Here is a 13,350-nt window from a genome sequence, read left to right as displayed (position 1 = left end):
GCGACAGACCGGCCCGAACAACAGCCCTGCCGGTGGGGCCTTTTTTCAGCGTCCGCCAGGGAACAATCACGGGGCCGGGAAATTCTGAAATTGGCCTGATGCTGCTGCGGCCGGCCCTCTAGCGCACCCGCGTTTCGCGTCGGCAGTGCACTGTCGTCATGCGGCAAGAGTATTTTTATGCAGTCTTATGGCAAAAATCAGGAAAAATTTCAAGATTTTTAGAATACGTTTGCAAAATCAAGCGCGCCTCGCGCCATAAACCGGAACTTTACCAAAATTCTTCCGTTAAGACATTGATCGTTGCTTAGACGGTCACGAAGCAACAGGGAAGGATCCTATCATGAATATCAAGATCATCTGTCTTGGCGCCATGGCGCTTTCAATGGCCGCCGGCTCTGCTTTCGCGGGCGGCAGCACTGGTACATCCGCTCTCGACGACCCGGCCAAGATGCAGCCCTTCTACACGGATTCCAGCATGAAGACGCTGCGCGGCAATGACGATTTCGTCAAGGCCTGGAAGGCGCTGACGCCGGGCGACCAGGCGTCGATAAAGACGGCTTGCGCGGACGAGGCCAAGAACGCCACTCCCGCCAATTCCCATCCGGAATTCTGCAGCAGCGTGAAATTGAACGGCGGCAGCTGATAGCTTGCCCTCCATTGAAAAACAGCCCCGTTGCGGGGCTGTTTTGTGATGGCGGGCTGCCGAAGAGTCGAGGTACCCGACAACGGTGCGCCTCGCCGCCTGCGAGCGGCGAAGCCCACCCGGGCTTAGACGGGCGTTCCCGATGGCGCGGCGATCGCGGTAACGCGGGAAAGTTGCTCGCGCTTCACGAGCACCGGCTTTTCGTAGGTCTTCTTCATCATGATATCCCCTTGCCCAAGTGACGAGCCGGGATCGCATCGCCGCCGCATCGCGTCAAGCAATGGCCAGACACGGTTCCGTGATCGACCGCGCGGCCTTCGCACGCCTTGAGTCTCCCGTCTCCTTTTTCTGGCCATGTTGCACTGCGAAAAACTTGCTGCATTGCGATAACGGCCTGCCCGGCCGAGAGTGGCGGGCGCTGGGCAGGGTTGTTGGGCTTGGGGGCAAGAAGGAGGCCTCGTGGCGGCATCATTCCGTCCAGACATACAGGGGTTGCGCGCGCTGGCCGTCGGCGGCGTCGTTGCCTATCATTTCGGCCTCACGGCCCTGCCCGGCGGCTTTGCCGGCGTCGACATCTTCTTCGTCATTTCCGGCTGGCTGATCACGACGCATCTGATGGGCGAGATCACCACGACCGGCCGGATCGACCTCTGGCGCTTCTACGCCCGGCGCGCCCGGCGACTGCTGCCGGCGGCCCTGTTCGTCATCCTGGCGACGCTTGGCGCGGGCTATTTCATCCTCGCGCCGCAGGAGCAGGCGCTCTATTCGCGCGGCGCCATGTATGCCTCGGCCTACGCCATCAATCTGTGGCTGCTGCGCTGGTCGTTCGACTATTTCGCCGCCGATGCCTTGAGCAACCCCTTCATCCATTTCTGGTCGCTGTCGGTGGAGGAGCAGTTCTATCTCGTCTGGCCGGCGCTGCTGCTCTTCGCCGCCTGGCTGCACCGGGGCAAGCGCATGGCGGTGGTGGTGATCGGCGTCGCCGGCCTCGCCTCCTTCGCCGCCTGCCTGTGGCTCACCAGCCTTTCGCCGGCCTGGGCCTTCTACTTCTCGCCGCTGCGCGCCTGGGAGTTCGCCGCCGGCGGCCTGGCGACACTGGCGCCGGCGGCCTTGTGGCAGTGCCGGCCATGGCTGCGCGCGGCGCAGGGCTGGCTCGGCCTGGCGCTGATCGCGGCGGCCTATCTCACCTTGAGCGAAGACCTGCCCTTCCCCGGCTGGTACGCGGCTCTCCCGGTGGCCGGCACGGTGCTGGTGCTCTTGAGCGGCGCCGGCGAAGAACGCGACGCGGCGGCAGCCAGCCCGGCCGGCTGGCAGGCGCTGGCGCCCGCTTCCGTCCTTTCGCTGCCGCCCTTGCAATGGATCGGCACGCTCTCCTATTCGCTCTATCTCTGGCATTGGCCTGTCATCGTCTATGCCGGGATGCTGGCGCCGGACCTCACCACCCCGCAGCGCCTCGGCTGCGCCGCGCTGGCGCTGGTGCTGGCATTCCTCACCTACCACCTGATCGAGAACCCGGCGCGCCTCGGTGGCGGGCTGATGGCCGGCGCTCGAGCGCTCGCCCCCGCGCTGGCGCTGACCGGCGTGGGCGTGGCCGTGGCCTATGCCAACGCGCATCTGGCCACGCGCAACATCGACTGGGCCCAGCGCGGCATCGAACAGGCCGCCGAACAGCCCTCCATCGCGCGCGCCACCGACAAGAACTGCCTGCTCGATTTCCACACGGTGAAGCCCAAACCCTGCACGTTCGGCCCGGCGGACGCCGCCCACACCATCGTGCTGTTCGGCGACTCGCATGCCGATCACTGGTCGACGCCGCTGGTCGAGGCGGCGAGCCGCAACGACACCAAGGTGGTCACCTATCTCAAATCCTCCTGCCGCGCCTCGCGGCTCTCCACTTTCAACACGGTGCTGAAGCGCGACTACACCGAATGCGACGCCTGGCGCGAACAGGCGATAGCGGAAATCATCCGCCGCAAGCCGCGCCTGGTGGTGATCTCGGAATTCTCGATCGGCAATCTGACGCGCGACATGACCGCCGCCGGCCGCAAGCAGGAAACCGCGCGCTGGCAGGCCGGCCTGCGCTCCACCTTGCAGGCCTTCAGCCAGGCCGGCGTCGAGACGGCGGTCATCCGCGACACGCCGATCGGCGACAGTTTCGCCGATTCCTGCGTGGCCCGCGCGCTGTGGTGGCGCGAGGCTCCCTCGCGCTGCGACACGCCGAGGGCCCAGGCCGCCAATGACGGCACCGCGGCGCAAGAGCGCGCCGTGGTGAAAAGCGTGCCCGACACGCTCTATGTCGACCTCACCGACCGCTTCTGCGGCCCGACCGAGTGCCACGTCTACATCGGCGGCAAACTAGCCTTCCGCGACCGGCATCACCTGGCGACCGCGTTTGCCGAGACGCTGGAAGGGCCGCTGGAGAAGGCGCTGTTTTAGGGGGGCTCAGCTTCCTTTTTCACCTGCGGGAGAAAGGAGGACCACGCCTCTACCGCCACCCGCCAGACGCCGTGATCCGCTCTCCGCTCACCCACGCAGCCTCGTCGGATGCCAGGAATACCGCCACCTTGGCGATATCGTCCGGCTGGCCGAAGCGGCCGAGCGGGGTGACCGCCACCAGCGCCTTTTCGGGCTCGCTGCCGACGATGCCGGCATGCCGCAGCCCCTCGGTGTCGACGCCGCCCGGCGCGATCGAATTGACGCGGATGTTGCGGCGGCCCAGTTCGCGCGCCATCGACAGCGTGATCGAATCCACCGCAGCCTTCGTGGCGGCATAGACCAGTGAATTGGGCTGCGGATTGAAGCTGGCGACCGAGCTGATGTTGACGATGCTGCCGCCTTGCGGCCCGAAATGCCTGGCCGCCTCCTGGATGGCCAGCACGACGCCCAGCACATTGGTGTCGAATTGCCGGTGGAACTCGGCCTCGCTGACCGCCTCCAGCGGCTCGAAGCGGAACACGCCGGCATTGTTGACCAGGATGTCGGCGCCGCCGAAGGAGGTTTTCGCCGCTTCGAACAGGCCGCTTATGTCGGCCGCCCGCGCGACGTCGCCCTGCACGGCGACGGCACGGCCGCCGCCTGCCTCGATTGCCGCGACGACGCGGCCGGCGCCTTCCCGCGACGAGGCATAGTTGACCACCACGGCCGCGCCCGCCGCCGCCAGGCCCTTGGCGATGGCCGCGCCGATACCCTTCGAGGCGCCGGTGACGATGGCGACCTTGCCGCTCAGACTGCTCATCCATTCTCTCCTTGTGACGATGACGAGCGCTATTTAAGCTTGCCGGAAATGCGTATTAGCTGGGCATCAGGCCGATCTTTCCTGCCTGGAATTCCGTAATCGATCCCGTCCCGACATGCGATGTTGCCGCCATGACCACCATCCTCGAAAAGACCGCCGGCCTCGTCGCCTTCGTGCGCACGGTGGATGCCGGCTCCTTCCAGGCCGCCAGCCGGCTGATCGGCTCCAGCCCGTCGGCCGTGTCGAAGAGCGTCGCAAAGCTGGAACGCCGGCTCGGCGCGAAGCTCATCCGGCGTTCGACGCGCCGGTTGGGGCTGACCAGCGAAGGCATCGCCTATTATGAGCGCGTCGCGCCGCTGCTGCGCGCGCTCGACGATGCGCAGGATATCGTGCAGGGCACCGGCACGGCGCGCGGCCTGTTGCGCGTCACCGCTCCTGTCGAGCTCGGCCGCGGCCTGATCGCCTCATGGGCCGAGGGGTTCCTGGCCGAACAGCCCGACGTGAAGCTGGAGCTCAGCGTCACTGACCGCCACGCCGACCTGATCCGCGAAAACTATGATGTGGCGGTGCGCATGGGCGCGCTGGCCGATACCGGGCTGACCGCACGCCGCATCGCCAGCCTGCCGATCGTGCTGGTGGCCGCGCCCGCCTATCTCCAGCGTCGGGGCTTTCCAGCCTCGATCGCGGATTTGCGGGACCATGATTTCATCCGCTACGTCTCGGCCGGCCGGCCGCTGCCGATCACCTTCGCCGACGGCACGGAGATCGTGCCCGACGGCCGCCTCGACACCGATGACGGCGGCGCCATCCGCCACGCCGCCCTTGCCGGCACCGGCATCGCCCATCTCATGCGTTTCGCCGTGCAGGACGACCTCGACGCCGGCCGCCTGGTTCGCGTCTTGCCCGAGGTGCCGATGCCGACCATGCCGGTGCATATCGTGCATGCCTTCGGACGGCAGTTGCCGGTGAGGGCAAGGCTGTTCGTGGAGTTTCTGGCGCTGCGGATGGGGAGGCTCGGTCGCTAGGGCAACGCGGCCCCCAGTCCCGGTGCACCCTACGCATGCCGCCTGTAGCGCAAATGCTCGACGAGGGCCGCAAGCGCGGCCGATTTCTGGTGCCTGCTCGGGTAGTAGAGATGGTAGCCCGACCAGACGGGGCAGAACGTTTCCAGGCACGTTTCCAAACGTCCCGAGGCGAGATGCCCGGCAACGTGTGGTTCGAAGATGTAGGCCAGCCCCAGGCCAGCCAAGGCGGCTTCGATCATCACGGGCGCATCGTTGACGATGACGGCGCCCTCGACCGGCACGTCGACCGTGCGCGCACCGTCCCTGAACATCCAGCGGTAAACGTCGCCATGGCTTGCCGTGCGAAAGTTGATGCAGCCATGCGCGGCAAGATCCTCGAGCCGGACAGGCCGGCCTTTCCTGCGAAAGTAAGCCGGCGCGGCGACAATGGCCGCGCTGACATCCGGCCCCAACGGAACGGCCACCATGTCCTTCTCCAGATGCGCTCCGAAGCGAATGCCGGCGTCGAACCCTCCCTGGACGATGTCGACGAACCGATCGCTGACATGGATGTCGACCCGCACGCCCGGATGGCTGGCCAGGAATTCGCTCAGCGCCGGCACCAGGATGGCGCGCGCCGGATATTCCATCACGGTCAGCCGCAACGTGCCTGACGGCTGGTCGCGGCTGTCCTGCAGCTCCAGCAGCCCGCTTTCGATCTGGCGCAGCGAAGGCGTGATCCGATCGAGCAGGCGGCGGCCCGCCTCGGTTGGCCGCACGCTGCGGGTGGATCGCGCAAGCAGGGGTACGCCCAGCCGCGCCTCCAGCGCACTGATGGTCTGGCTAAGGCCGGACTGCGCACGCCCCATGACGGAAGCGGCCCGTGTGAAGCTGCCCGCCTCCACAATGGCCTGGAATACGAGCAGGTCGGCGATATCGCGACGATCCATTTATCAGCCTGAGTGATAGACCCATTCATATAAATCACCCTACTGGCGAAATGCAATTCGCCTTAGGTCTCTGGCTCCCACCAACCGGAGCTCCAAGATGGACAGGATCAGCACCCTTCTCGCCTCGCTCATGATTGTTGCCGCCGCCGCGACACTGCCCGCGCCCGCCGCGGCGAAAGCCGGCAATATCGTGCTCGTGCACGGAATGAACATGGATGGCGGTGCCTGGCGCGGCGTCTACGACCGCCTGACAGCCGACAAGTACCGCGTCACCGTGGTGCAGCTGCCGATGACCTCCATTCAGGACGATATCGCCGCCACCCGCCGCGCGATCGACGCGCAGGATGGTCCCGTCGTGCTGGTCGGTCACTCCTATGGCGGCATGGTGATCAGCCAGGCCGGCACCGAGCCCCAGGTCCGTGCCCTCGTCTACGTGGCGGCGTTCCAGCCCGAGATCGGCGAAAGCCTGGGCTTCCTCAACGCCTCCATCCCCGGCAAGCTGCCGGCGGACGCGCTTACCGTGTTCAAGGACGGCTTCTACCTTGTAAAGCCCGACGCCTGGATCGCCGATGTGGCGAACGGCCTGCCCGAGGCCGAGGCACGCTATACCGCCATGTTCCAGGCGCCCGCGAACACGGCGATTTTCGGCTACAAGGCCGAAGCCGCGGCATGGCACAATGTGCCAAGCTGGGCAGCCATTGCCACGGAAGACCGCACCATCGCGCCGGAGCTGCAGCGGCGGATGTCCAAACGCTCGGGCGCCAAGGTCGTCGAGATCCACGGCGGCCACTTGCTCCCGATGTCGCATCCCTCGGAAGTCACCTCGGTAATCGAGGATGCGGCCGCTTCGGTAAAGTGAAGCGGGTCTTGCGCCCGGCGCCGCATGGGTTGCCTTGCGAATCCATGGAACGAGGTCCCGCCTTGCGGGTTATATTAGATCAGCCTTGAAAAGGAGGTAGCCATGAAGAAGCTCCTGTTTGCCTCGGTTATCGCCATTGCCTCGGCTGCGGCGATGATCGCCCCCGCCGAGGCCCGCAGCCACGTCTTTATCGGCATCGGCGGCTACGACAATTATTACGGCAACGATTACGGCAATGACTATTACAATGGGGACTATGGCGGCCGCTATGTCTACGGCCCCTACGACCCTTATGACGACGGTTACAGGTACAGGCCGCGTTATTTCCACCGGCACCACCGCTGCCACCTCGAACTGGTCAGTCATTGGCGCCACCACCACCGGATAGTCGAGGAAGTCCGCGTCTGCGGATGACCTGATCCTGGTGAAGCGGATCCGGCCGGCATCGCCGGCCGGATTTTCGCGGGTCTCACCCCGCCCGCCGCTCCATCATCATCCCGTAATGCACCGCCAGCAGATCGAGCCCGATCTTCAAGAGCTTCGTCATCACGTCGCGGCCCTCGCCGGTCTGTTCCGCCAGGCTCTTGATCGACTCCCCCGCGCAGCAGACTTTTTGCACCACGACGGCCACCTCCCAGTGGCCGAGCGCGCGGGTGGCGGCGGCATGCGCCCGGCCGGCGTCGAGCACGCTGTCGGCGATGCCGCCGCCCTTGCGGCCGCCGTCGACCCGTTCGCTCCAGCGCATCGGTTTCACCCCGGCCTGCTGGCTGCACTGGAAATCCTCGCGGTAGCGCTGGCCGGCCTCGCGCTGCTGGCGCGACAGCGAGGTGATGCCGATGAGCGGATCGACCGTGCGGACCCGCACGATGCCGCCGGTCGAGGTATGGCCGTCATTCGACACCTCATAGACGCGCCGGGCTTCGGCCGTGCCGGCCGCCAGCCGCTTGCGGTCGAAGGCATCGTCGCTCAGCGCGAAATCATGGCCGATCTCGCGGCGGATGCGCACCTGCTCGGCCTCGCCCTTCGGCAGTTTCGGCGCCTGCGGCTTGGCGGCTTTGGTTTTCCTGGGCATGGGGTGGCTCCTTGGTTTTGGGGTGTGGTTTTTGGTTGAGAGGGCGCTGTCCCGACGACCTGTCCGAGATGATCATCCAGTCACCTGCTTCACGGGTGCCTGCACCGCCCTTCTCGCCATCAGTTCCCGCATCGTGCGTCGCTCCCGCACTTCGATGCAAAGCTGGGCGCTCGACGGGCAGAACTGGGCGTTGCCGTTTCTGACCTCGCCGCGGACGAAGCGCTGGATGGCGGCCTGCAGATCGGCAAGCTCGGCGTCGCGCACCGCGCCGAGATAGCCGCGCATCTGCATCTCGACATCAGTCAGGGCGGATTGCGGGAAGCATGAGAACATCGCGGCCAGCGCCTTCGTCGCCTGCTGCAGTTCGGCTGCGGTCATGGCTGCGGATCTCCTCGATGATGGCGTTGGCGGCGTCGGTATGGGTTTTCGGCCTGACCCAGCCGGGTTTCTTCCCCGGGAAAACGGGAGCTGTATTGCCCGCGCGGGACAAAGGCTCCGCCTTCTCCCGGGAGAGCGCCGCCGCTTGTTCTCCATGCGCCGAAAAAGCTTCCGCATTTTCAGGCGAAAAAGCGGAAGCTTTTTCATTCTGGTTTCTGGAGTCTGGAGAATGCCGCGGCAACACGCCGGCATTTGGTGCCGCATGCGCCTTTGTTTTCAAGGCGGTAGCGGCCCCGCCGCGTGCGCCGGCGGCGGCCCTCGCCTCGCTTTTGACCAGTGCCTTGTGCAGTTCCTTCGTCAGCCTTTTGTGGCCGATCTCGCCCGCCTCGCGCTCGAAGAAGGTCAGAAGATCGGCGCTGATGGCACGCCATCTCTTCAGCGACAGGCGCGCCACGCGCGCGAGCTTGGCGTCGTCATCGGGAAGCCGGCCGCCGGCATTCCACATCGCCATCAGGATGAGCATGTAGGCGCCGATCTGCTCGGTGGAGAGCTGCAGCGTGTCGCCGACGAAATCGGAGACATAGAGCTGCATGAAGGGCCGCTCGCTCATGCAGCACTCCACGCCGCGTCGCCCGCCAGGTGGATGGAACCAGCCGCCTGCCTGCACGTTATGACGCGTCCACGCCAAGGGGAGGTTTGCCGATGACAGCTTTCATACCGGTTACGCTGCGCTTTTGCGACAACAAGACCATGCTGGTTGGGTCCGTGGCCGAAGCCGAAACGGCGTTGCAGCACCAGTGGCCCGACAAGACAGCACCCGCCTTTCTCGACGCCGCGCGGCTGGTCAGGCAGGCGGTAGAAGGCAATTGCTGCCCGCGCACCGCCTTCGAAGCCTTCACTGGCGTCGCCGGGCAACAAGGCATATTGGTGGTCAAGCCGCGAAGCCGCGCGCATGACTGGCTCGACGCCGCCGCCAGCCCCTGAGGCAGGCACGAAGGCAATGCAACCGCCTGACGGTCTCGCGCGTTTATAAGCGCAGGCTTGGAAGCCGCGCCCAGAGCGAAGGTGAATGCCGTGGGTACGATGAAAACCGGAGTGCCGCTTAAAGTGTCGATGGACGGACATGTCGAGGAGATCGACAGCGTCAGCGACGCCGCGGATTTCCTGCAGCGCTGGCCGATCGAGCGGCGTGGCCATGTCTACCGCAGCGCACTCAACGCCTGCAGCGCCGCGATCGCGGCGCAGATTTCCGAATCCGACGCGATAAAAGTGTTCACCGGCTTCGCCCGCGTCACCGGCATTCTGGTTGCCGACAGCGGCCCGGCCATGAGGCTTGAGGCACGCACGGTGCAGAGCCGCATGCCCAAACAGGGCCGCCAGATGCCGAAATAGGTTTGTGAGGGCTCTTTCTCCCCGTTTACGGGGAGAAATGCCCGGCAGGGCAATGAGGGGCGACGCCAGCGCTTCGGTAAGTGGCATTCGCGCTGTCCAAATCCATCTCACGACGCTTAATCCTGTTAGCTTGAGCTGCCCCTCATCCGGCACCTTCTCCCCGTGAACGGGGAGAAGAGACCAAGCCTCACCCCGCCTCAAAAACCCTGCGTTGAAACCGCGCCTGGTGGTAGCCGCAGTAGCTCTTCAATGCCTTCGTGCGCATGCCGCAGCACAGCATCTCGGCGCCAGGCCGGCCACCCGGCGCATCGCTCTGCGGATCTTCTTCCAATGTCAGGTCGAGCGGCGCCCGACAGCGGGAAAACAGGCAGTCGATGAAGCGCATCGCCACGCCATGCGGCTGGGGGCCGATGGGTCCGCGCTGCGGCGCCGGCACCTTGAAGCGGTAAGCTTCGCCATCGGCGATCAGCACCCCCACCTCGCGCACGAACAGGCGCGGCGGCAACCATGCCGGCGACGAATCGTGCCTGGCCCGGACCTTGTTCTTGCGCGCGACGGCGGCCTTGGCGGCGTTCGCTTCGGCGGTCGCCCCCGCTGCCACCTTGCCGTTGGCCTTGTCCTTCGCCGGCTTTGCGGCGGCCGGCTTGCGCATCGCCCGTTCGGCACCCGGCAACACCCCACGGCCATTGGCAAAGCCGATCGCGCCCAGCATGGCGTTGCGATGCACGATGCCGATGATGGCGTTGCGCGAGACCGGAGTGCCGCGCAGCGCGCTGAACGCCGTCGCGATTCGCGAGGCTGAAAGCCCATCCTTCAGCCAGCGGGCGATCTCTTGCAATTCGGCGTCGCTGTAGCTTGCCATGTCCAGGCTCCATCCAGGGCTCCGCCTTCGGCAGCGCTCGGGAGCGCGCTGTCGGCCAGGCGTCAGGGCTCGGGCCCGGTCAGGGCCTCGGTCAGGGTGTTCGGTGCGAAAGCCGGCTCGCCGCCGGCATCAGTCGGAGGCGGATCAGCCGGAGCGGATCGAGTGCCCGGCGGTCAGGCGCGCCAGCCGCGCCTCCGCTGTCTTTCTGTCGGGGGCGGAAACCGCCCTGCCCGTCATCGGCTCGAACAGGATGACGGTGCCGTCCTGCGTGCGGATGCAGGAGCGCGCACAGGGACCGGCGGCATGCCGGTCGAATGGGGGGCCGGAGCCGAGGGGAGCGGCGGCTCCGGCCGTTCCGGCCGCCGGTGACGGGCGGGCCGGACCCGAGGCATCGAAGCGCTCGGGCTTCGCCCCGGCCGGGGAGGAGGACGGCCGGGACGGAAGGGAATGGCTGGCGACTTCGGTCGCCGGGTGCGCCTCACGGGAGGCCGGCGCTACCGCGCCATCAAAGCTGGACAGGTTCTGCATGGCCAGATATAAGCATAACTCAAAAATAGATGCAAGCCATTCTTTCATAGACGAGAGCCGCTTTCATCGCTCACATGGGCGCCATGGCAAAAACGGAACTGTCGATCAAGGTCGGGGCGGCGATACGCCAGGCACGCAAGCAGCGCGGCCTGGTCATGCGCCACATTGCCGAGCACAACGACACCGATGTCGCCGCCGTCGGCAATTGGGAAACCGGGCGCAACCTGCCCAAGACCGAGAACCTGTTGAAGACCGCCGCTTTCCTGCGCGTCGACCCGGTCGCGCTCGGCCAAGGCCAGGTCGTCTTCCTCGACGATGCCGGCCCCGTGGCCGACGCCGAGATCGTCACCGATGCCGGCCCGATGCCCGCCGGGTCAATGGATATCGAAGTGCTGGGCGCCGCGGTCGGCGGCGATGACGGCGACTTCACCTTCAACGGCGAGCCTGCCGGCTACGTGCAGCGCCCGCCGGGCGTGCGCAACCTGCCGAAGGTCTTCGCGCTGCATGTGCTCTCCGATTCCATGGTGCCGCGCTACGAACCCGGCGACCTCATCTATTGCGGCGGCCGCGACGCCGTGCCCGGCGACCATGTGGTGATCGAGACGTTTCCGGAAGAAAACGAGCGCAACGGCAAGGCCTTCATCAAGAAGCTGGTCAAGCGCACGGCGGGCGAGCTGGTGGTCGAGCAGTACAATCCCCCCAAGACAATCACCTTCAACCGCTACGCGATCAAGCATGTCTGGCGGGTTATACCGCTGAAGGAATTGCTGGGGTATTAGTGGCTGGGCGGTTTTTCCTTCTCCCCTTGCGGGGGAAGGAAGAATCAGCGCCTGCCCCGCCCGCCCTCAAGCCCGCCTCGCCTCCACCAGCACCTCGCGCTCGCTCAGCATCTGCGCTTCGCTACGCACCCGCTGGCGCTCGTCGACGAACGCGGCCTGGATCGACACCGCCGTACCCGGCAGCCCGTCGGCGCGGCAGGCCGAGCAGACGATGCGGCCCGAAAGCTCCGCCAGCGGCGTGCCGCCCGTCACCCCGAAGCGCCGCAGTTCATCGGGTTTCCACCACCTGTTGCGGCCGCAATCGGCGCACTCGACCGATATCGAGACGACATGCGCGATGACTGGTTTCCTGCCCGGCAATGCCATTGCCTCTCCGCCCCATTTGTTCCTGATTTGTTCTTATATTCCTGCCTTTTCAGCCCGGAGTCGAGTCGCAGTTTCAACACTTGGCCAAAAGTTTCACTTCTATAGTTTTTTGAGTTATGCTTATATATCCAAATAAATGTGAGTCACCTGCCGCACTGACCCGGGAGCAATGATGGATGCCGCCGATTTCGCCCGCGCCTGCGGTTACACCGGCGACAGCCCTGCTTTGCTCGAAGCCTTCGAGGCGATCCGCCGCAACGGCATCGCGCAGGCTCGCCAGGACCATTTTCGGCGCAAGGCCCTGATTGACGAGCTGAAACAGTCCGAGCCGCTGTTCCTGGCCGCGATCGGCCCGGCGCTGTCGGCCGACGAGGCCATCGAGGACACCACCCGCTTCATCGCCTTCTGGCGCGCCATGCCGCGCTGGCGCCAGGAGCGGCGCCTGCCCGACCTCGCCAGGGCCAGGCAGCAGCGCCTCCTGGCGCGCTTCTTCCGCCGCTACGGCCACCGCCTGTGGGCGCTCGAAGCGGCCTGAGGCCCGGGGGGCGTGGCTGGACCTGCCATTTGCGGGTTCGATCAGCCGAGTTTCTTTCCAGATTGCGTGCGGGTGCCCTCCCCGCGCCGGCAGCACGTCGGCCCTGATTCCGTCGGATTGCTGCGCTGATTGGTGGCCTCGAAAAAAGCGCCCGAGGGACCCGCTATGACTCGCACCGTTCTCGCCGCCCTGTGGATGCTGGCGCTTGCCCTGTCCGCACACGCCGCCGGCGACGGCACATCAGGGCTCGCCGACGCCACCGTGCTGATCGTGCGCCATGGCGAAAAGCCCGACAGCGGCACCGGCCTGTCGCCCGAAGGCGAAGCCCGCGCGCAGGCCTACGTCGCCTATTTCCAGCCCTTCATGCTCGACGGCGTGCCGTTCCGGCCCGACATGCTGGTGGCCAGTACCGATTCCACAAACAGCGCGCGCGAACGGCTGACGCTGACGCCGCTCGCGGAAGCCCTGAAACTGCCCATCGACCAGCGCTTCGCCGACAAGGACGTCAAAGCCCTCGTCGCGGCGCTCTCCAGCGAAACCCACGGCAAGTCGATCCTGATCGCCTGGCATCACGGCCAGCTGGGAAAGCTCATCAAGGCCTTCGGCGCCGACCCCAAAACGCTGCTGCCGGACGGCAAATGGCCCGGCGATGTCTTCAACTGGGTGGTGGTGCTGCGCTTTGATCACGCCGGCCAGTTGGTGCCGGGGTCGACGCGGATCATCGAGGAGAAGTTGCCGGGATAGCGA

At 66.0% G+C, this 13,350-nt stretch carries 19 protein-coding genes; 10 read left to right on the top strand and 9 right to left on the bottom strand.

Translation table 11 applies throughout. The features are described from left to right. Nucleotides 1–340 precede the first annotated feature (340 nt). Nucleotides 341–643: a hypothetical protein gene (locus EB815_RS16095; RefSeq protein ID WP_065005281.1), complete on the top strand. Its 303-nt coding sequence runs from the start codon at nucleotides 341–343 to the stop codon at nucleotides 641–643. 125 nt (nucleotides 644–768) lie between these two features. Here EB815_RS16095 and EB815_RS33420 read toward each other — a convergent pair whose 3' ends face one another. Next, nucleotides 769–864, bottom strand: coding sequence for a putative RiPP precursor (locus EB815_RS33420; RefSeq protein WP_244494069.1), 96 nt, complete (start codon nucleotides 862–864; stop codon nucleotides 769–771). Between the two features lie 238 nt (nucleotides 865–1,102). Between EB815_RS33420 and EB815_RS16090 the strand changes: the two genes are divergently transcribed. Next, on the top strand, nucleotides 1,103–3,079 hold the full coding sequence (locus EB815_RS16090; protein ID WP_056571090.1) for an acyltransferase family protein: 1,977 nt from the start codon (nucleotides 1,103–1,105) through the stop codon (nucleotides 3,077–3,079). Nucleotides 3,080–3,128: 49 nt separating this feature from the next. On the opposite strand, the gene EB815_RS16085 is transcribed toward EB815_RS16090, so the two are convergent. Continuing rightward, nucleotides 3,129–3,878: an SDR family NAD(P)-dependent oxidoreductase gene (locus tag EB815_RS16085; protein ID WP_065005280.1), complete on the bottom strand. Its 750-nt coding sequence runs from the start codon at nucleotides 3,876–3,878 to the stop codon at nucleotides 3,129–3,131. A gap of 131 nt (nucleotides 3,879–4,009) precedes the next feature. Here EB815_RS16085 and EB815_RS16080 point away from each other — a divergent pair, with 131 nt between their 5' ends. Beyond that, entirely contained in the window at nucleotides 4,010–4,903 is an 894-nt protein-coding gene (locus EB815_RS16080) for a LysR family transcriptional regulator (protein WP_065005279.1), read from the top strand. A gap of 29 nt (nucleotides 4,904–4,932) precedes the next feature. On the opposite strand, the gene EB815_RS16075 is transcribed toward EB815_RS16080, so the two are convergent. Next, nucleotides 4,933–5,832, bottom strand: a complete 900-nt coding sequence (locus tag EB815_RS16075) for a LysR family transcriptional regulator (RefSeq protein ID WP_065005278.1) — start codon at nucleotides 5,830–5,832, stop codon at nucleotides 4,933–4,935. A 97-nt stretch (nucleotides 5,833–5,929) separates the two neighbouring features. Here EB815_RS16075 and EB815_RS16070 point away from each other — a divergent pair, with 97 nt between their 5' ends. Together EB815_RS16070 and EB815_RS16065 are read left to right on the top strand one after the other, a co-directional pair. Further along, nucleotides 5,930–6,691: an alpha/beta fold hydrolase gene (locus tag EB815_RS16070; protein ID WP_065005277.1), complete on the top strand. Its 762-nt coding sequence runs from the start codon at nucleotides 5,930–5,932 to the stop codon at nucleotides 6,689–6,691. Nucleotides 6,692–6,793: 102 nt separating this feature from the next. Further along, nucleotides 6,794–7,105 carry a hypothetical protein gene (locus EB815_RS16065; protein WP_056571082.1) on the top strand — a complete coding sequence of 104 codons (312 nt, stop codon included), beginning with the start codon at nucleotides 6,794–6,796 and terminating at the stop codon, nucleotides 7,103–7,105. Nucleotides 7,106–7,160: 55 nt separating this feature from the next. On the opposite strand, the gene EB815_RS16060 is transcribed toward EB815_RS16065, so the two are convergent. From EB815_RS16060 to EB815_RS16050, 3 genes are all read right to left on the bottom strand, one after another. Beyond that, a complete protein-coding gene (locus tag EB815_RS16060; protein ID WP_065005276.1) occupies nucleotides 7,161–7,763 on the bottom strand; it encodes a DUF6456 domain-containing protein in 603 nt (200 codons plus the stop codon). A 72-nt stretch (nucleotides 7,764–7,835) separates the two neighbouring features. Then, nucleotides 7,836–8,048: a hypothetical protein gene (locus EB815_RS16055; RefSeq protein WP_155772436.1), complete on the bottom strand. Its 213-nt coding sequence runs from the start codon at nucleotides 8,046–8,048 to the stop codon at nucleotides 7,836–7,838. A 13-nt stretch (nucleotides 8,049–8,061) separates the two neighbouring features. Continuing rightward, nucleotides 8,062–8,751 carry a YdaU family protein gene (locus tag EB815_RS16050; protein ID WP_056571077.1) on the bottom strand — a complete coding sequence of 230 codons (690 nt, stop codon included), beginning with the start codon at nucleotides 8,749–8,751 and terminating at the stop codon, nucleotides 8,062–8,064. Nucleotides 8,752–8,843: 92 nt separating this feature from the next. Here EB815_RS16050 and EB815_RS16045 point away from each other — a divergent pair, with 92 nt between their 5' ends. Then, nucleotides 8,844–9,125, top strand: a complete 282-nt coding sequence (locus EB815_RS16045) for a DUF982 domain-containing protein (protein ID WP_056571075.1) — start codon at nucleotides 8,844–8,846, stop codon at nucleotides 9,123–9,125. A gap of 99 nt (nucleotides 9,126–9,224) precedes the next feature. Further along, nucleotides 9,225–9,533 carry a DUF982 domain-containing protein gene (locus tag EB815_RS16040; protein ID WP_056572073.1) on the top strand — a complete coding sequence of 103 codons (309 nt, stop codon included), beginning with the start codon at nucleotides 9,225–9,227 and terminating at the stop codon, nucleotides 9,531–9,533. A 187-nt stretch (nucleotides 9,534–9,720) separates the two neighbouring features. Here EB815_RS16040 and EB815_RS16035 read toward each other — a convergent pair whose 3' ends face one another. Together EB815_RS16035 and EB815_RS16030 are read right to left on the bottom strand one after the other, a co-directional pair. Further along, a complete protein-coding gene (locus tag EB815_RS16035) occupies nucleotides 9,721–10,395 on the bottom strand; it encodes a GcrA family cell cycle regulator (RefSeq protein WP_056571073.1) in 675 nt (224 codons plus the stop codon). 144 nt (nucleotides 10,396–10,539) lie between these two features. Further along, a complete protein-coding gene (locus EB815_RS16030) occupies nucleotides 10,540–10,971 on the bottom strand; it encodes a hypothetical protein (protein WP_056571072.1) in 432 nt (143 codons plus the stop codon). Between the two features lie 26 nt (nucleotides 10,972–10,997). Between EB815_RS16030 and EB815_RS16025 the strand changes: the two genes are divergently transcribed. Then, entirely contained in the window at nucleotides 10,998–11,702 is a 705-nt protein-coding gene (locus EB815_RS16025; RefSeq protein WP_056571070.1) for an XRE family transcriptional regulator, read from the top strand. Between the two features lie 66 nt (nucleotides 11,703–11,768). Here EB815_RS16025 and EB815_RS16020 read toward each other — a convergent pair whose 3' ends face one another. Next, on the bottom strand, nucleotides 11,769–12,068 hold the full coding sequence (locus tag EB815_RS16020) for a hypothetical protein (RefSeq protein ID WP_056571069.1): 300 nt from the start codon (nucleotides 12,066–12,068) through the stop codon (nucleotides 11,769–11,771). 172 nt (nucleotides 12,069–12,240) lie between these two features. Between EB815_RS16020 and EB815_RS16015 the strand changes: the two genes are divergently transcribed. Continuing rightward, complete coding sequence (locus EB815_RS16015; protein ID WP_056571067.1) at nucleotides 12,241–12,603, top strand: hypothetical protein; 363 nt, start codon at nucleotides 12,241–12,243, stop codon at nucleotides 12,601–12,603. A gap of 165 nt (nucleotides 12,604–12,768) precedes the next feature. After that, nucleotides 12,769–13,347, top strand: a complete 579-nt coding sequence (locus EB815_RS16010; protein ID WP_065005275.1) for a phosphoglycerate mutase family protein — start codon at nucleotides 12,769–12,771, stop codon at nucleotides 13,345–13,347. The last annotated feature ends 3 nt before the right edge of the window (nucleotides 13,348–13,350 follow it).

The sequence above is a fragment of the Mesorhizobium loti genome (genome assembly GCF_013170705.1).
Taxonomy (GTDB): domain Bacteria; phylum Pseudomonadota; class Alphaproteobacteria; order Rhizobiales; family Rhizobiaceae; genus Mesorhizobium; species Mesorhizobium loti_D.
The sequence above is the reverse complement of the archived record's forward strand: the minus strand, read 5'-3'. Positions and strand labels throughout refer to the sequence as shown.